12 protein-coding genes are annotated in these 18,311 nt (G+C 66.9%); 4 read left to right on the plus strand and 8 right to left on the minus strand.

The features are described from left to right. Positions 1-24 precede the first annotated feature (24 nt). Complete coding sequence (locus tag OG912_RS33050) at positions 25-2,379, minus strand: tetratricopeptide repeat protein (protein ID WP_327712480.1); 2,355 nt, start codon at positions 2,377-2,379, stop codon at positions 25-27. 325 nt (positions 2,380-2,704) lie between these two features. On the opposite strand from OG912_RS33050, the gene OG912_RS33055 reads away from it, so the two are divergent. Next, a complete protein-coding gene (locus OG912_RS33055) occupies positions 2,705-2,908 on the plus strand; it encodes a hypothetical protein (RefSeq protein WP_050357627.1) in 204 nt (67 codons plus the stop codon). 1,063 nt (positions 2,909-3,971) lie between these two features. Here the strand turns inward: OG912_RS33055 and OG912_RS33060 are convergent. From OG912_RS33060 to OG912_RS33070, 3 genes are all read right to left on the minus strand, one after another. Continuing rightward, entirely contained in the window at positions 3,972-4,166 is a 195-nt protein-coding gene (locus OG912_RS33060) for a hypothetical protein (RefSeq protein ID WP_327712481.1), read from the minus strand. A gap of 110 nt (positions 4,167-4,276) precedes the next feature. Then, positions 4,277-5,125, minus strand: a complete 849-nt coding sequence (locus tag OG912_RS33065; protein WP_327712483.1) for a hypothetical protein — start codon at positions 5,123-5,125, stop codon at positions 4,277-4,279. After that, positions 5,122-10,359 carry a caspase family protein gene (locus OG912_RS33070; RefSeq protein WP_327712484.1) on the minus strand — a complete coding sequence of 1,746 codons (5,238 nt, stop codon included), beginning with the start codon at positions 10,357-10,359 and terminating at the stop codon, positions 5,122-5,124. The genes OG912_RS33065 and OG912_RS33070 overlap by 4 nt, the downstream gene beginning before the upstream one ends. Positions 10,360-10,645: 286 nt before the next feature. On the opposite strand from OG912_RS33070, the gene OG912_RS33075 reads away from it, so the two are divergent. The 3 genes from OG912_RS33075 to OG912_RS33085 all read left to right on the plus strand — a co-directional run bounded on the left by OG912_RS33075 (position 10,646) and on the right by OG912_RS33085 (position 13,052). Beyond that, the gene (locus OG912_RS33075) at positions 10,646-11,143 is read left to right on the plus strand and encodes a hypothetical protein (protein WP_327712485.1); all 498 of its coding nucleotides are present in this window, start codon (positions 10,646-10,648) and stop codon (positions 11,141-11,143) included. A gap of 213 nt (positions 11,144-11,356) precedes the next feature. Continuing rightward, on the plus strand, positions 11,357-12,154 hold the full coding sequence (locus OG912_RS33080) for an AAA family ATPase (RefSeq protein WP_327712486.1): 798 nt from the start codon (positions 11,357-11,359) through the stop codon (positions 12,152-12,154). 634 nt (positions 12,155-12,788) lie between these two features. Next, entirely contained in the window at positions 12,789-13,052 is a 264-nt protein-coding gene (locus tag OG912_RS33085) for a hypothetical protein (protein WP_327712487.1), read from the plus strand. Positions 13,053-13,285: 233 nt separating this feature from the next. Here OG912_RS33085 and OG912_RS33090 read toward each other — a convergent pair whose 3' ends face one another. From OG912_RS33090 to OG912_RS33105, 4 genes are all read right to left on the minus strand, one after another. After that, positions 13,286-13,816 (minus strand): hypothetical protein, encoded by a 531-nt coding sequence (locus tag OG912_RS33090; RefSeq protein ID WP_327712488.1) that lies wholly within the window; start codon positions 13,814-13,816, stop codon positions 13,286-13,288. Between the two features lie 231 nt (positions 13,817-14,047). Next, the gene (locus OG912_RS33095) at positions 14,048-15,850 is read right to left on the minus strand and encodes a DNA-binding protein (protein WP_327712489.1); all 1,803 of its coding nucleotides are present in this window, start codon (positions 15,848-15,850) and stop codon (positions 14,048-14,050) included. A 51-nt stretch (positions 15,851-15,901) separates the two neighbouring features. After that, on the minus strand, positions 15,902-16,138 hold the full coding sequence (locus OG912_RS33100; protein ID WP_307128255.1) for a transposase: 237 nt from the start codon (positions 16,136-16,138) through the stop codon (positions 15,902-15,904). Positions 16,139-16,392: 254 nt separating this feature from the next. After that, positions 16,393-17,850, minus strand: a complete 1,458-nt coding sequence (locus OG912_RS33105) for a hypothetical protein (protein WP_327712490.1) — start codon at positions 17,848-17,850, stop codon at positions 16,393-16,395. Between the last annotated feature and the right edge of the window lie 461 nt (positions 17,851-18,311).

An 18,311-nucleotide genomic window follows, 5' to 3' on the forward strand; every position in this document is an offset into this window, starting at 1 on the left:
CGACTCGCGGACGGTGAGGACTTCTCACCACCACGGGTCGGCGATACTGCCGTCGGGCTCAAGTCCGTACTGGAGCAACCGTTGGTGGCGCGGGTTGTCGGGTCGGCTCAGCATCCAGAGCACTACCGATTCACCCGCGGCGATCGATCTGAACGCGAGGCGGTCGGCTTTGGCATGTTCACCGGCCTCGTCCAATAGCCGGACGAGGCCCGTGAGAGCCTCGGAGTGACCAGCCTCGATGAGTTGCTGGTACAGCGCGCGGAGTCGGTCAGTCTGACCGGTGTCGCGGTACGCCAGGTCCAGTTCGTTCAGGAGCAGAATGCTGCCCGCCTCGGCGATGGCACGCAACGCGTACTGCTCGGCTCCGCCCCAGTCCTCGGCGTCCAGGCGCAAGCTGCCCAGGCTGTACAGCCCAGCTGGGTCCCCGGCGTCGACCGAGGCATGGAAGAGCCGTTCGGCCTCGGAGCGGTCCCCGGCTTCAAGGAGGCGGACAGCTCTGATCCACAAGGCTGTGGCACCGTTGCCCTCTCGCTCGTCGATGATGCGATACAGGTGTTCAGCCTGCCCCGGGCTCTCCTTCTCGAGCGAGGAAGCCAATTCCCCCAGATTCAACGGGGTACTGAGGTCGATCACCTCGTCGTACAGACGATCAGCTCGGGCCGCGTCTCCGGCCGACCGCCATTCGTCGACGAGCTTGAGCATCGCGTTGCCGTCACCCCTGCGAGCCGCTTCCCGCGCGTGTGGTTCGGCCCCCTCCCGGTCTCCGGCACTCAGGCGCAGTCTCGCCGCATAGGACCACAGCCATTGGTGGTCACCGCCGAGGGCGATCAAGGCACGGCACAGCTCCTCCGCTCCCTCGAAGTCTCCCGCCCTGGCGAGGGGATCAGCCAGAGTCATCACGAGAAGGTCGGCTTCGGAGGGATCGGCAGTGGCCGCCGCGATCCGTGCCGCGGCTTGGTAGAGGCGCAGAGCCGTGGAGGTGTCTCCGGCCTTCGTGTGCATATGGGCCAGTTCCAGGTGACCGCGGAACTCCCCGGTATCGGCTGCGGTCTGGAAGAAGTGGGTGGCCCCGTCGGAGTCGCCCGCTCGTGCGTGCAGTTTGCCGAGGTGGACCCAGCCGTGAGGCAGCCCGGCCTGCGCAGCGGCACGGTAGAGCCGTGCCGAGTGGCCCAGAAGGAGCCGGGCTTCGGCAGAGCCGGCGAGTGCGACGAGATCGGGCGGACTGGTCACGGTGTGCACAGCGGCGGTCCAGAAACCGGTCGGAGCCATGTCGTAGCGGAAGGTGTCCCGGGCATACTGCTCCAGGTAGTCGGCGAGCCGGTAGACCGCGCCCGACGGCGATGCCTCCCCGGGGCGGGGCTTGTGAGGCGTGAGGGGGCCGGGGACTCCCTTGCACTCCTTCCCTGCGTACTGGAGTGCTTCCTCGAACCAATTCTCACCCAGTAACTGCCACTGCTGATCGGTGAGATAGCCGGGAGCAGCGGCTCGCAGGAACGCATCGCCGATCAGCAGGCCATGCCCGAGACGCCGTGCGTCCATGGCCGCCCGGATCACCGCTTTGGCGCCGGTCGGCGCGGTCTCGAAACGCCGTACGAGTTCCTGGGCGCCGGCGAGGAACTGGGGGATCTGTCGTCCCCCGTGCTCCATAGCGAGGGCTAGGCGCCGGTCCTCTTGCGCGAGCCGGGCCAGTTGCGCCATGTCGTCGTCGTCGAACTTCTCGGGCACCTCGCGACAGCGACCGTCCAGGACGCTGCGCGCATGCGCATGGGGATCGAGCCCCTCGCGTACCGGCCGCACCGTCAGAGTGGCGTGGATTTCGCGCCACAAGGTCCCGAGTATGAGCACGGGCTTGACTGTCTGGTCAGCCAGTAGGGCCAGAAGCGCACGTGCGGTTTCCTCTCCTCGTGGACCATCCAGAAAGCGCTGGGACTCGTTCATCCACAGCACCGTCCGAGGCTCGATCTCGCCCCGGTGATACACCGCGAGGAATCCCTCTGAGTCGTAGGGCTGCCGCAGTCGCCACTCGGCGAACTGCTTGCGCTTCAAAAGTGCATGCAGGGCTCGGGTCTTGCCCGTCGACGAGTCCCCGACCAGCACCGCCATGCGACTTGAGGTCTGCGCCTTCAAGGCATTGTCGGCGAGCCAGACGTCGTGGCCACGGCTGATGTACGGGGTGAGCGCGCTCAGGGTCGGCTGACCCGGGTCGATGCTGCGGTGGACCTCCAGATGCTCCACCGCGAAGGCGTCGTCCAGTTCCGCGATGGACAGGCCGAGCGGCGCGGGTGCTTCGGCCGTGAGGTTTCTGGAACTCGGGGCTTCGGCAGCCGTGTGCAGACCCAGCAAGTAGTCCTTCTTGTCCTGGAGCTTGAGGGCCTTCATCAGCCTTGTGACCGTCCTCCGGGACGGGGGCTTGGCTACCTTCGAGCTGAGGGCTTGGTTGACGGTTGTTCGTTTGAGGTCGGCAAAGTGCCCGAGTGTCTCTTGTGTCCACCCGGTCCGGGCGAGCGCGTCCCTCAACTCCCTGCGCAATTCCTCGAGGGCATCGGCAGGGCTCGGGGCCGCTCCGTCTCGAGACATCTCACTCCCTCTGAGCCTGGCATGTGTTCACCGAAGTCTATTTCTGTTCACGCGAACCACGCTGAACAGCAGTTCCGCGAGATTCGGCATGACGACATCAACTGCTGTTTCCAAGGAGCTCGTTACTATGTCCGACCGCGCCGCTATGATCCTGCTCGGCCTCGCCCTGTCCGTCTTCGCCGCCGTCCTCGTGGCAGCCGGTGCCGGCTACCTCGCACGCCGCGATCAGTGCTCCTACCCCGCCGCCGTCACCCGCGCGGCGACCGCGTTCGCCGCCACCCTCACGCTTATCGCTGTGACGTCCGCCGCGCTTGTAGCCCTGAACGGGTGAACGGAGGGTCGTGTGCGGCGAACAGCGCGCCTGGTGCGGGGCTCTCGGGTGACGTCCCCGACTCGGGGCACGGGGGCAGCGAAGCGGACCAAGGCGGCCAACCCCGCCAGGAGCGGTGAACCATTCCCGGCCTCCGTCTTCTTCTCCCGCCAGTCGCACCGGGGGCGCCGTCGGCTACCTCAATGACACGCTGCTGCCAGGCGGCCGGCGCCGCGGGGACGTGTTCGGCAGGAATCTGGCGTACATCCTGGCGGCACCGGTGCCCTCCGCATGGTTGCCACAGATCACCGGATCGCCCTGGTGTGCCTTTGACAGCCCGCGCAGGCGGCTGCAGGGTTGTCCTAGCGGAGGTTGGTGGACACGAACGTCGACAATGCCCACCGGCAGGTGCGGCTGTCGTTCCTCGGGTAAGGCTGCGTCTGCCGTCACTGTAGGAGTGATGTCCGGCCGCACCAAGTGAGAGCGGCCCAGCTCTGGGCAGGGCGAGCGGTGCTGCGCGGTGACGCACACCTGGGGAGGATGTCACCGCGCGAAGCTCGGTGACATCCGTGGTGCCGAACGAACCGCACTCTTCAGTTCCGGCCTGGCCCGTAAACAGACCTTCCCGCTACCGGAACCGGATGGCTCCGCCGCTACCCGAGTTTTGAGTCCGATCTCGATCGCCGTCTCGGTGGCGCCTTCCTGGCAGTCCCCTGCAGGGCATCGCAGGGCACCGGCACGTTCGTCTGCCCAGAGTGCAGCACCTGCGGCCAGGCGATTGGCAGCGGTGCAGCTTCCACCGGGTGCGGCATGCGGAGCAGAGTGCTGCGAACAGGCCGCCTTTGCGGGGCTCGAACACGGTCTGGTGCCGAGAGCCGGTCTTGGCGCACACCGGGCACACTTCGAGCAGTTCGGCCTGAAGGGCTGCGCCCTTCAACGTCTCAGAAACGGTCCGCAGTCAGTCGCTGGACTTCGTGCCCCGGTGGCGTTCAGCACTCGGTCCAGCTCGGCAGGAGTGAGCCCGTGTGCCGGGGGCTCCGGAGAGGCAGCCATGCCGGTGGGTCAACGCTTCCAGGGCCGCGAGTCAGCCGACGACATCGTCGGCCGAGAGCTCGCGGAAGTCGAGCGCGCCCACCTCGTCCAGCAGAGCAGTGGTCTCCTCTGCGGCGGCCGCCTTCGCCAGCGTTGCTGGTAGAGGCCGTTTCGCGGTCTTGACCAGGGTGACCAGGTCGGGTCTGTCACCACCGGGCGCCGCTGCGTCAGGATCGTTGCATCTCACCAACTATGGGGAGGGCCTCAGGAAGAGATCATTTCGTCGGTTCGAGATGGCCTGACAACTACTGCTTGATCGATCCGGTTACCCCGGTCCGCCGTGCTGGGCCGAGCGGCTCAGCCGAGCGCTTCTGCCAGAGCGAATCCGGTTTCGCGCGCGGTCAGGTAGGGGCGAACGTCGTGGGCATGCGCGCCGTTGTTGACGGTCTGGTCCTGGATGCGTGTTCCGAATGAAGGTGCGAGCCTTTTGATCAGAGCCACGGCATCTCCGTGATCGGCGATGTTGATCCAACGCTTCACGGGCACTGGCCAACGGGCCGTTCCCCCGTGAGGGGTGGGTCGAAGTCGATCGAAAACGAGGCCGCGTACGGCCAGGGGTGACCCGAGAGTGATCAGCGTGAGGTCCTGCCACTGCGGGTGGGCACACAGCGTCTCGTAGGCGACGACGCTGCCCAGGGAATGGGCGACGATCACCGTCGTCTTGCCGGTCACCGCGCGAGCCAGACGCTCTCCTGCCGCCCCCCGGACCTGTGGCTCGGTGAAGTAGCGTCGGACCTGGCGGGCGCTGCCGATCATCGCGCCCTCGGCGAGGCCGGCGAAGAAGGTCGAGTGGCTGAGTGCGTTGAGCGCTCGCTGGACGATGCGGGGGGTACGTAGCCGGCCAGTGGCATCCATTCCGGGTACACGGCTCTCGGCGTCTGCGGCTGCCTTCCACCACGACAGGAGCAGCTCGTGCTCGAGTCCGGGTTCCACGTCGGACGCGTCGAGCGGCGGCTCGCCCAGGCCGCGGTGACCAGGTCGGCGGAACAGGTCACCGTAGAAGGCGGCAGAGACGTCGTCGCGCGGCAGTGTGCCGGCACCTGAGAGGGTGAGGCCGTCGTTCAGGGACGGAAGCCATGCTTCGGCGATCGTCTCGGGCCCTTTCAGCTGCTGCGCGATCCCGTGGACGAGGACGACATGGGTCATCTGGAATCCCCCTGTTCCTTGTGGGCTGAGGGGGTCAGGCGGAGCGCCACCAGCCCCATGTCGGTCGCCACGCAGACCCGGCCTGCCTCGTCGACGGCGACACCGTTGATCCCGCTGCCGACGTTGATCTCCGCCTGGAGGGCGACTGCTTCGAGGTCCCAGACGCGGACCAAGCCGTACCCGTCGGCGGCTACGAGCGTAGGAGTGCCGTCCACGTTCGCCACGCGTACGCGTCGCACCGCAGCCGGGAACCGGTCCAGTTCGGTGCCGGAGGGCGAGTAGCCGTCCAACGGCACCATACAGACCCGGCCGTCACCGGCTCCGGTCACTAGGTGGTCGCGCCCGCCGATCACTGCCAGATCCAGTGCGGTCGCCCCCATCTCATAGCCGGTTCTGACCTCCCCATGAGAGCGGCCGGTCCGGAGATCCCACACACGCACGGTTCCGTCGTACGAGGCGCTGGCCACTATCGGCACGGTGCCCACCCGCCCGGCCCGCAGTGCGCTTACCATGGCCGTGTGCCCCGACATGGGCGGGCAGACGAGAGCTTCCGTATCGAGATCCCAGGCGTGAAGGGTGTAGTCCCCGGCAACGGAGATCACGACGGGGCGCCCCTCCAGGACGCTGGTGCACGCGAGCTGTGAATAGCCGGCCCGGCGTGCCAACCTGTGACGTGCGCCGAGACCCCAGACCTCGACATCGGTCCAGCTGCTGCGAACCACGATCGCGTCATCGTCAATGGGCTCCGTGACAGCGTGGTAGATGGAGGGCGCCCCTGAGGTCAGATGGCTGGCGGCCTGCCGACCGGTCTCCAGATCGTGGACACGCACAGCGCCGTCGAGACTGCCTGTCACGACCACGGCACGACCGTCGGCAGTGCGGGCGATGTCGGCCGAAAGCAGGTGTTGTTCGAGGCCGTACAGGGGCTCACCCAGCGGTTGCATGGTGCTCAATTTCCACAGGCGGACCTGGAGCGAGCCGACGCCGATCATTACCGGAACGTTCCCGATCCGCCCGAAGACGGGCGGAGTGTGCGAGCCCGAGGTCAGGTTGTTGCAGCTCGCCAGCGCCGGACCCTCTTCGATGCCGGACATCAGGTCCCAGACGCGAAACGTGTTGTCCCACGAGGTCGTTGCCATGACCGTCCTGCTGCCGATGCAGCCGAGTGTGGCTGCCGCGACGAAACCGGTGTGGCCGAAATAGGGGCCTCCTATGACGGCGGATGTCTCCACGTCCCGGGCGTGGACCGCGTTTCCATCAAGGATCACGATGACGACAGGCCGCCCCTGGTGGAACCCGACTCCTACGGTCCGGGCGGCGGGGGTGAGAGTGGACGCGTCAAAATGGGAATGGAGCGTTGCGGTCAGGTGGCTTGGACCGGGCTCGATGCGCCAGAGGTATCCGTGGTTCAAGGAGGTACACAGGACAACCTCAAGTGTTCGTCTGCTCCGTCGGACCGACAGGTGCCGGATGTCTCCGATATGGCCGGTCAGCGGTGGGCAGAGCTCGGTGCCGTCGCGTGCGTCCCAGAGGCGCACCGTTCCGTCATCGCTTCCGGTGAGCAGAATCGGCCGTCCTTCGACTTCACCGAAGACGGCGCAGCGAACGGCATTGGTGTGACCGATCAGGGGGCTGACCGAAGCACCCGCGCGCAGTGGCTCCCACATGCGCACGGTGGTGTCGGATCCGCCTGTGGCTACGACCAGTGAGCCTCCCACCTCTGCGACGGCAACGGCCAGGACCTGGCCGGTGTGGCCCTTCAGGGGTGAAGCACATTCCTGGCCGGTGGCCATGTCCCACAGGCGGGCCGATCCGTCTTCGCTCCCCGTGACGGCGAGGTCCCGACTCCGGTACGAGTGGTAGGCCGCGGTCAGCACGGGTCGGGCATGGCCTTCCGCGGGCTGGTCCGCCGCGAGGTCCCAGATTCGTGCCGTCCGGTCCTCGCTCACCGTCACGGTGAGGGCGATGTCGCCCTGGTCGAACATTGCCGCTGCGGTGATGTCCTGGACGTGGCCACGCAGAGGAGGGCCGAGTTGCTGCAAGGTGCGGACATCCCAAACCCGGGCTTCCATGCGTCCGCTTGTCACCGCCACGGGTCGACCTCCGAAATGGCCGGCGGCCGCCGAGGTCACTCCGCTCCGGCTGTAGTAGACATGTGCGCTGACAGGCTCCCCGACCTGACGGCGATCGTGCAGGTCCCAACGGCTCAGCATGCCCGCCTGGTCACCGACCAGAGCGATGGTCCGGCCGTCGACTTCGGTCACGCACACCGCAGATACGCCCATCGCCGTGCCGATGAGGGGACTGCCGTCCAGGCGGGCGCTCCCGCCGTCGACCGCCTCGGACAAGTCCCAGACGTACACCGCTTTGTCGTCCCCGCCGGTGACGGCGATCGGCCGTCCGTCGAGTTCGCCGAAACATGCGGCGAGGACGGAGCGACGGTGCTCGGTCAATTCGCTCCCCAGCTGGCACCGGTTCTGCAGGTCCCACAACCGAGCCGTGCCGTCGGAGCTGGCGGTCAGTACGACGGGGCGTCCGTCGAGGGCTCCCACCGCGATGCTCGCCACGCGGTTGGTGTGCCCCCGCAGCGGTTCGCCGTATTCCTGGCCTGCCGAGAGGTCCCAGACCCTGACCGTGCCGTCATCACCACCGGTCAGAGCCACCGTGTAGTCATCGAGGTCACCGATGGCAACGGAACTCACGGCGATACCGACGGACAGAGGGTCGCCGATCTGCTGCTGGGCCGTCAGGTCCCAGATCCTCGCTGTGCCGTCCACACTGCCCGTGACCGTGATCGGACGGCCATCCAGTGCTCCGACCGCGACGCAGCTCACGGTGCGGGTGTGACCGGCCAGCAGCCGGTGGACGCCGCTCGTCGACCACCAGGCCCAATGCGCGGCCCATGGACGCGCCAAGGAGAGGTCCTCGATGTGATCGGCCAGCAGATCGGCCTCGCACCGGCGGGCCGAGAGCTGTAGGTCCGCAGCACGGTCTCCGAGCGGGCGATCGTGGGTCAGCCGATGTGCCACGTGTTCGTATGTGCTGCGGATACGCCGGGCAGTGTCGCCCTCGATGGAGGAGAAGGCAGTGAGGAGCGCGCGCGGATCACTGGCCAGGAGGAACCCGGGATCCTCGATCAGGTCGGTCAGAACGCCACCGGCGGCCGCGTGCGTGGCCAGATGCCGTCGGACGTACCCGGCGGCGCCGAACCAGTCCGGTGGGCCGTCGACCGGCTTTGCGACGAGCGAGCGCAGGGCCCGCACGATCGACCTCTGTACCTGATCCGCTGCCCGGCCCGCAGTGGCTCGAAGATGCTCGGCGAGCGCCTTGTGGTAGAGGCGGTACGCGGATCGTTGGTCGTCGTCGATGACTTCGGCGATGTACGCCTCCGCCACGTCCAGCGCCCAGGTGACATCCTCCTCGGAGCAGACAACGCCCGAGACCACCGAACTGAGCGTGGTCCACACGTGGCCCCTGGGCAGCCCCTTGCCCTCCGAAAAGGCCAGCGCGAGCAGCATCCGTCGCACCCGGGCCTCGTCCGGACCGAAGCGGGCCAGATAGTCGTCGAAGGCTTCACCGACCTCGCTGGGCAGGTCCTCGGCCCAGCCTGCGCGGTTGGTGTCGACGGGAGAGCAGTCGGAGCGCAGGGTGCGGGCCGTCGTCCTCGCGTAGAGGTAGACGCCGGCCGCCTTCGCCGCGACCGCGTCGGCGACCGTACGTGCACGGTCGGCCTGGCCTCGGTAGGGCGTCGGAATCTCGGGTTCGTCGCCGGCTAGCAGCACCCGTGCGACGTACCCGGACACATCCTCCTGCGTGGCCCGGTAGCCGTCCCGATCCAGGTCCATCACCGTGAACGTGCGGCCCAGCGGGCCCACGAGTTCATGGCGAGCCCCCACGAGCAGCCTCACGCCGGGAATCTCCGACATGGGGCGCAGTAACTCGCGCGTGATCCGGCGGGGCTCCCCGTGGCCGCCGGCGTCCGCGGCGGTGTCCGAACCTGCTTCGTCGACGGCATCGACCACAACGACGATGGGTGCTCCCTGACGCCCGCGCCGGGTGAGCTCCTGCAGCAGAGCGGCGGGGCCGTCGGTACGGGTGTCCAGCGCGGTGGCGATGCGTTCGACCACCTCCTCCAGCCGTTTGTGCCGCGCGTGGACCGCGGCCGAGACGCACCCGGCGGGAAGCACGGTCGAGGCGTCGACATCAGAGAGGTCAAGACGAGCCCGGTATCCGAGGTCCGAAAGGGCGACGATCCGTCCGAGCACCGCCGACTTTCCGCATCCCGGGCTACCGGTGACCACTCTTCCGTGACCGTCGCCCTGGGGCGAGGTGAGCCAGTCCACGAGTTCGGACAGCACCCGAATCCGGCCGCTGAAGTACAGGCCCTGCTCGGACTCGAACTCCACACCCCGCGACCGGGGGCCGAAGTGCTCGTCCAGATCCCGCTCCGCCACGCGTCGTTGGACCTGCAGATCGGTGCCCAGGGGAGGAAGCTCCTCCCGATAATTCGAGTTAGCCAGGAAAGGCGCGAGGCCGGTCACCAGTCCACTGGCCAACTCAGCTCGTTGGCCGCGGCCTTGGGCGTCGAACTGTTCGTTGACCGCTTTGACGAGTTCGGTGAGATCCAGGTACTGCTGGCGTTGGCCGGTCCTGCCGGCGGTGGTTTCGACGGCCTCGATCAGGGCCGTGACGAACTTGCCGTCCTCCGCGATGTCCTTGTGCCGGGCCGAGCCCAGGAACCACAGGCCGGTCGAGGCACGGCCGGAGGTGCTCCGATAGGCGATTGTCTGAAGCGCGACCGCGGCGGCGTCCGCGCTGCCTGCTCCGGCCGAGCAGGTGTCGAGGATCAGCAACAGGTGACGTAGCTCGCCGCGACAGAGGATGCGTACGAGGTCTTCGGTGGCCAAAGCGCTGGAGACGAGGTCGTCCTCCTGAGAGTCCCAGCAGAGCAGATAGTGGCGGTCGCGTTCCTCAACGGATCCGTGTCCCGCGAAGTAGACGACGACGACGTCGTCGGCCGTCAGATCGGCATCGGACGACCAATGGGTCAGTTTCCGCCGTATCTGATCGGCGCTTTCGTAGTCCCCAAGGCCCGGTAGCACAGCGGTGTAGCCGAACGCTTGGAACAGCTCGGTCGTCGCCCGTACGTCCCCGGGCACGGAGGCCAGCTGCTCTTCCTTCGGAAGGTGGCAGTACTTGCCGCTCCCCAAGGCGATGAAGAATTGCCTTCCCACCCCACCACCCGACGTCGTGGACCGCTGGCCCCGAACTCTACCCAGCGGAAGGCTACTTCGCCGGTGGTTGCGACGAGCAGTGGTGCACCCCTCACCTCCGGCACTCAGGGGAGGCGTCACTCGCCGCTGAGGGGCGGCAGCCCGGGGACAGTCAGGTGCACGCTGACCGGAGGCTCGATCGTCCCGTGGTGATACGCCGCAGGGCAACCAGGGCACTACACAGATTGGCCTGGGCAGGTTGCAGGTACCCGCTCGTGTGCCGGAAGGCGTCCGGTAATGTGACGCGGTGCACTTCAATACGGCGCCCAACGCGCGGGAATCAGCGCGCACACGTCCCGGCATAGCCTGGCTCGGAGACGACAACTGGGACGACTACGGGTTCAAAACGCTTTTTCGTCTGCGCTGCAACAACGGTACCCGCGGTCGTCGATGTCGGCTTGGTGAAAATCGGCTTCTTTGGTGTGCAGGGCGGCCGGACCCCCTGCCCCGCAGCTTCGACGCCCTCGGCTCGAACTTCTTCTCTCTTGGGAGCGATGAGAGCTACTACGCCACACTTCGTGACGAGTTCGATGACGAAACGCGCCTGGGCATCTTCTCCGCCCTGGGCGACACCGCCTACGACGATGACCTCTTCGAACGAGCGCGCAACGAACGTGTCATGGAGGACTCGCTACTGCGGGGCACCGATGCCGACACGGTACGCACGCAGTACCACCGGATCGCCCACGGCGGGCCCACCCTCTCGCGCTTTCACGTTCGTTTACCGACAGGAGTCGGTGTTTGAGGGCGAGCCTGCTCTCACGCTCGACCTGACGGTCGATCCCGACAAGAACCCGCCCAGCAACATACATACGGTCATCGGAAGCAACGGCGTGGGAAGACACGCCTGCTCCACGACATCGCCCAGACCACCCCGACCCCGCACAGCAGGCGGCATCACAGTGTGCTGGAGGACCGACTCGCCTACCGTGAGCAACCCTTCACCAACGTTGTGTACGTGTCGTTCAGTGCCTTCGAATCTCAAAGGCCGCACAAGGTCAGCAACGCAGCCAACCGGGCCCGTCCCGGCGTCGGTTACCAGTACGTCGGCCTGAAGACTGCCAGTGGCGCGGAAGTAAAGAGCTACGCGGCTCAGGGAGGCGAGTTCGCCGACTGCATACAGAAGTGCGTGGAGGAGAACCCCGCGAAGGCTCGCCGCTGGGGCGACGTCCTGGCCAAGCTCGAAGAAACTGATTCTCTCTTCCATGGCCTGGAAATCACACGGCTCGCGCATGCCGAGGACCGGCCGGATCCCAAACAGGTCTTCGACGGCCTTAGCTCAGGACACAAGATCGTCTTGCTGACTTTGGCGCGGCTGGTGCAGCACACCACCGAACGCACCCTCGTCCTGATCGACGAACCTGAGGGGCATCTTCACCCTCCGTTGCTTTCGACGTTCGTGCGAACCCTCTCTGAACTACTGAGGGACCGCAACGGCATCGCTATCATCGCTACCCACTCGCCCGTGGTACTCCAGGAGACCCCACGCGAGGCAGTTTGGGCCCTACGCAGGGCAGGCGACGACCTGCGTGTCGACCACCCTGAGATCGAGACATTCGGGGAAAACGTCGGAGTGATCACCCGGGAGATCTTCGGATTGGAGGTGCGCCGCACAGGGTTCAACCGGCTGATCCAATCCCTCGCCGAGGCTGGCATGTCCTTCGAGGACATTCTCGCTGAGTTCGATGACCAACTGGGTGCCGAAGGGCGAGCGCTGGCCCGCTCCGCGACCCGCCGCCGCGAAGGCGAACGCTGATGCGTCGACTCGATCCGCCCCGGACCAGCGCGCGCGAAGCCTTCCGCATGTGCACCAGCGAGGAGATCAGCCTCTCCACGAAGACCCTGCTCGAAAGTTACGAGCTGCGGGTAGAGATCGCCGCTGGCGATTACGAGCAGGCATGCCGCACTGCCACGGTTCACCACCTGAATCCTGGCGCTTTTGCACCCCTATCGGCTCAGAAGGACCACAAAAAGGCGCTGATCGCCATGTACAAACAGCGGATGCGGCCAGACCATCCTGGCCGACCGGTGTACGAAGAGACCCTCAACCGCGCGATCAAGTGCCCCAGCTGCGGTGTCGGCGCCGTACGCCAGGTCGACCACCACATGCCCAAGTCTCTCTTCCCCTACCTCGCTGTCGTACCGAGCAACCTGCTGCCGATTTGCTCGGACTGCAATTTCGCTAAGAACGACAACGCACCGACGTGCTATGAGGAACAGACCCTCCACCCCTACTTCGACAGCATCGACGACGACCGTGGGCGGAGGGCGCGACTCATAACCCGCTCTGCTGACGGCCGGGCCTATCGGGCAAAGCCACTGGACACCCAGCCGACTGGGAGATCGAGTTCTATGTTGATCCACCTTCAGCATGGAGCGCACAGCTCGCCATGCGCGTCCAGCATCACTTCGACACCTTCGGGCTCAGTCGGCTGTACGAGGACCAGGCCGCCGACGACCTGCCAGGCATCGAGCTTTCGATCGAGGAAGCCTTCCAGGCTGGCGGGGCACGGGACGTCCGTGTGCACTTGGAAGGGCAGGCACGCTCCCGTGCACGCCACTACAAGAACTCCTGGATGCTGGCCCTGTATGAAGCGCTAGCTGACGACCAATGGTTCTGCAGCGGCGGCTTTCGTCAAGTAGTAGCCGGTTGACGGCTTTCCCGTAGCAGGACCTGCGGCTACCGAGCGCTGCAGTTCACCAGCGCATGCCCAACCGACATGTCAGCCTCACGAGCGGGGAGAGAGGTAGCCGGGACAGGCACGGCATAGCCGTTCGGAGGCGACGGCTATGCCGCGCCCGCCCCACGCCCGCAGACGAACGCGATGACCGTCACCTCACCGGTGGCCAGGCGGCAGACAACGTACACGGCCGTTGCTGCCGCTCTTCACCGGATGCTTTGCAGGAGCGCCCCCGTGGTCGTGACGGTCCAGAACGACCACCCGTTGCGGTTCGGATTGACGTGCGGGTTGAGGGCCCGAACCATGGCCACTGCCGCCCCGCTGGGGGATTCGTACACACCGCGGCCCGGGCCGGAGGGGATCGTCACGGTGTGGGACGGCGGATCGTAGTAGGCGGTGGTGCGCCGGCCTTCGTAGACGGCGTGCAGCTCGATGCCTTGCTCCGTGCGCAAGGCCTGCACGTCTGCCTTGACCAGCGCGGGCGCGGAAGTATCCTCCGCTATCACGGTCTCGTCGGCGGGCATCTCGTCGGCGTCCTGACGGACGGCCCTCCCGTCGTAGGCGGGCAGACCCAGGAGCTCGTTGAGAACGTTGGCCAGCAGGCTCCTGCGCGCGGCCAGGAAGTCGGGGAATCGGTCCAGGGCCCGCAGCTCTTGGTCGCTGGGGATCCACTGTTCCGCCAGGCGCTCCGGCGCGATGCCCGCCATGTACTCGGCGGGCAACCTGGAGGAGATCATCTTGTTGGTCTGGCGGGTGACGAAGGCCAGGTTGGCGAGGCGTCCCAGAGAGTCAGAATCCCAACCGGTCGCTCGTTGGCGTGGTCGGCTAGCCTCAGGGTTGCCTTAACGGAGTTTGGTGGAGTCGACGGTCACCAACTCAGGCAACAGCGGTGCATGCGCCGAGCGCTTAATGGCGCACCCGTTCGGCGCCGTGTTGTACGCGCGGTGCTCCCCGGAGGCGGTCGCTTCTCAGATGTCGAGTAGTTGCCGGAGGGCGTCCGGGCCGAGGCGCTTGTCCGCATCGGCGACAGCCCCGTTGAAGCGGACTCCTTCGGTTCCGAGGATTTCTGCGGGGGTGTCCGTTCGGGTATGGTCCGCCCACTGGAAGCCGTTGCTGACGCGTCCTGCTGCATTCAAGACACGCCAGGGGCTGGGACATTGGCCGCAGGTACTCAGGTGTCTTCCGACCGGAACGGCGTGGCTGCCTATCACTGCTGCCACGTCACCGTAGGTGGTCCATCGTCCGGCAGGGACTGCGCCCAGCAGGGTGTGCAGCTCCGTCCAGTCTTTGCGGGTGCCGTTGAGTTGCTTGGCCAGCCCGGAGAGGTTGAGTCCTGCCAAGGTTGCCCATTCTTCGCTGTCGACATCGCTGGGAACCTGACTGGTGTCGACGTCCCACCATGTTGTGCCCTGTATGCCGTCGGCGGTGCGGCTCGTCACGCTCGTGAAGATGTGGTTGGCGAGTCCGGTGGGGGAGTAGGACGCGCCGTCGGCGTCCCAGATCAGTGGCTGGGCAGTGTTGTTGGTCCAGATGGCGGTTGCTCTGTTGCTGTTCTCTTCTACCCACGCGTTGATGGCATTGCGGATGGCTTCCGTAGTGCCGTGGCGCGGTGTCATGAGCAGTTTGGTGCCTTCGGGCAGCAGGCCAGCACTGACGAGTACGTGGACGGCGTTGCGTGAGCGTGCGCGTTCCTGCAGCTTCTTGGCTGCCGCCTCGCCTTCGACTCGGGCAGGTGCGAGCGTGAACTCCTCTACCTCCGGGGTCGGATAGACCTTGGTGAAGCCGGCGACGACGTGTCCCTCCACCTTCCACAGCCCCACCTGAATGAGGTCGATGTCGAGGCTCATTTCCGACAGCCAGACCACGGCGTGGGTGACCTGCTTGGGGAAGTCAGCGGCGATGATCACCTGTCGGGGGCGCTGGAGCAGCTCCGGGCTCCACTCCCCGTCCACATGATCGAGCAGGCGCTGCTTGCATGCATCCAAGTCGAGGTTTTGTCCCCTGCGCGACAGGAAGTCGCGGTGCGCCTGGGTCAGGGTGCTGAGGTCGAACCGGGACACCAGGGCGGCGTAGGTGATCGCCTGGAGGTGCACGTCCCGATCAGCCGTTCCGCGCTTCAGCTCGACCACGACGAGGCGCCCTGTTGCGTCCAGTCCCAGGACGTCCAGCCGGTCGCGCGCCGGTACGCCGTCCGTGTCGGCCCACCGGTCGTACTCCGCTGTAACGACGAGCACCGACTCCCCGAGCACCTGCGGATGGGCGATCACCCACTCCTGCAAGTGCTGCCTCTCAAGGAATCCTTCCGTAGCCAACCCGGTGCGCGCGACCGGTGTGGCCGCCTCGCCCATGACGGTGAAGAGATGATCCACGATGGCCTCCTGGTGCAACCGGCAGCGCGACGCTCGACGTTCAGAACTTACGTGGGCCGAAACCGGCGGGCCGGCCTTGACGCTCTTCCCGCGGCCCCGGCGCTTGCGGAACGCGCTCCACCAGCGGTTGTCGCGGCTGATCTTCCAGGCGGTCCGCTCGGTCATCGGCTCACCGGCCGCGCGGGCCTCGTGGGCTAGGAAACGGTGGCCGAACTCCGGGTCGTCGCGATGCGCGTCGAACAGGGCGTTCGCCCGGTACGCCTCGGCGAGTTCGGTGTCGGTGACCGGTGCGGCCAGCCACCGGTAGTAAGGCTGGCGGGCCATCTTGAGTACCCAGCACGTCACCGCCGCCGGCACCCTGTGAGGGGCAGCGGCCAGCTCGCGGGCGAGCGGGTACATCATTTTGACGGCAGGTTCGCCTGCGACAGGTACGCCCCAGCCCTGCGCAGGACCTCATTCTCCTGCTCCGGGAGCCGGATGCCTTGCGGGCCTCGCGCAGCTCGGCCGACTCGCCCGACACGGTGCGGGCCCGGCGTCCTGGTCGGTGTCGGCGCGGCGCAGCCACTTCGACAGGGTGATCGGGTGGACGCCGAAGTCGGCGGCGATCTGTTCCAGCGTGACGCCGGGCTCACGGTTACGCGCGACCCGCAAGACGTCCTCGCGGAACTCCTTGGGATACGGCTTGGGCACTGCAACATCCTTCCAGGTCGCCTCTCAGCAAGCCAGGTCAGGTGTGACCTGATCATGCAGCAGTCGCTTCTTCCTGTTCAGAGCGTCGGGGTGTCGCGGGCGCGGGTGGTTTCGAAGGGGCCCGGGAAGCGGGTTGGCTCCCCGATGGCTCCCAGGGATCGAACCGCCCGCACCCTGCCATTGACGCCTCTCCGCACGTGGCGCGGCGATCGGGTGTAGGTCCACGAGGCTGAGGCTGATCGACACGGAGGCCGTCAGCGTCCTGGCGGAGGTGCCGGCCACGCGACTCCGTCGACCGCCGCGCCGAGGAGGTCGCCCAGCCGATGCCAGGCGCCCGGGCCGGCGTGCGACATGGGGCTTGCTGCGAACCGCTGCCAAGCCGCGTCACTGTCGCCGAGCACCTCGGAGACGTAGGCCGCGACTGCAGGATGAGTGGTGTCATAGCGCGGGCCGCGTGCTTTGACTGCTGACCAGGCAGGCAGCAGCCGGAGCAGCTCCGGAGGGCACTCGGGCCGGGCCAGCATGATCTCGGCCCAGCTTCCGCGCAGTTCGGGACCGCCGCCCAGGCGCCTGCGCAGGTGCAGGGTGAGGTCGAGCAGAGTGTGCTGCGGGGCGGAGTGGCGGGCCAGTACGTCGTCGAAGGCCAGGGACTTTCGGTAGGAGCGGGCGGCGAAGGAGAGCAGGGCCTCCTCGACGAGCGCGTCGTTCCCCGTGTGCCGGTCCAGGTACGCGACGAGAACGGCCTCGTCGGCGTCGGCAAGCTGTCTGAACCGGATGCTTTGAGGGTCGCCGAGGGAGGCCGTGCGTCGGCCCGGCAGGGCAGGGACGGGATCCGTGACGAGCGGCATGATGGTGGCCATCAGTTTCTCGGCCCGTTGGTTCTCTTCCCACGCGGAATGGTTGGAGGGGTAGCCGTATGCGCTGGACCGGGTAGCCAGAGACCGCCTGGTGTCCTCAACTACAAGACGCGCCCTCTGCCGCGTCTCCTCCGTGACTTCGGGGAGATGGACGAGGAGTGCGTGCAACCAGCCGAGGTCGCGCACGACCCGATAGCGCGAGGCGGGTTCCGGTTCCCAGAGGTTCAGAGCAGAAAGGCAGATGGTTGCGAACCGCGTGGCGAGGGCGGCGACGAGCTCCTGGGACGCCAGCCATTCTCGGGGCCGGCCGTAACGCCGGGCCTCTCCGGGGTTGAGGAGGAACCGCCAGGTCTGACTTCCTGCCCGCTCCACCCAGTCGACGGCGAGGCGGCAAAGAACGGTCTGGATGGACTCGGACTGCATCTCCTCGTCGAGGAATCGTTCCACGTAGTCGCGCTCGTCCTGGGACGCGGCCGCCAACGCGTCGGCGTAGCGCTCCCGAGCCTGCGTGGGCGTCAGCCCGTCCCGGCAGGACCGGGAAATTCGGGTGACGAGGACCGCACGCTCGAAGGACTCCAGGTTGTGTGCCGCGACTTCCTCCAACAAGGCTGGTTCTACGTGCCACGGTATGGATCCGAGCAGGTGCTCACGCACCACGCGGTCGGCTGCGGGGTGCGTTGCGGACCATTCCAGCAGGCGGCGGTGATGTTCGGTCTGGACCCGTAGGACGCCGTCCCACATGCTTTCCCAGGCGTCGGATGCGGCGCGGTGACGCTCCATCCACGCGTCGACGTCTTCTTCGCCGTCAAGCTTGTCCGGCCCGAGCGGTAGGCAGTCGATGGCTGCGACGAACACGTCCTCGTGCAGGCCGTGTTCACCAAGAACGACCTGGGCGGGCGTCGGAACCTTTAGCAGCTCGGGGGCGATGGGCAGGCGCGATGTCGACCGCCGGCGGAGCTCAGCGACGACGGCGTGGATGAGTGCTGCGCCACCCTCTCTCCGGCCAAGGGCACCGAGTCGCGGCTCAGGGCACTTCTGCAGGACCTGCGCCCTGTATGCCTCCGGGCAGGCTTGGTGCGACAGAGCGACGCGGGTCAGGTCCATGCGCTCGGACGTCGTGTGCGGGCGCGGTTCGCGACTGAGATCGCTCTCCACTGCCATGGCCAACAGCCACTCGGGCGCGGACTTTGCGAGCGGTCCTGTAAGAAGGGACATGGCCAGGCCGTCCCGATCCGTGCCCGGGGGCGCCGCGCGAATCGCCTCGACAGCCATGCGGGTAGGCGGGGAATCGTCGGACGCCCGCGCGATGACCGTAC

The sequence above is a fragment of the Streptomyces sp. NBC_00464 genome, from assembly GCF_036013915.1.
Classification (GTDB): domain Bacteria; phylum Actinomycetota; class Actinomycetes; order Streptomycetales; family Streptomycetaceae; genus Streptomyces.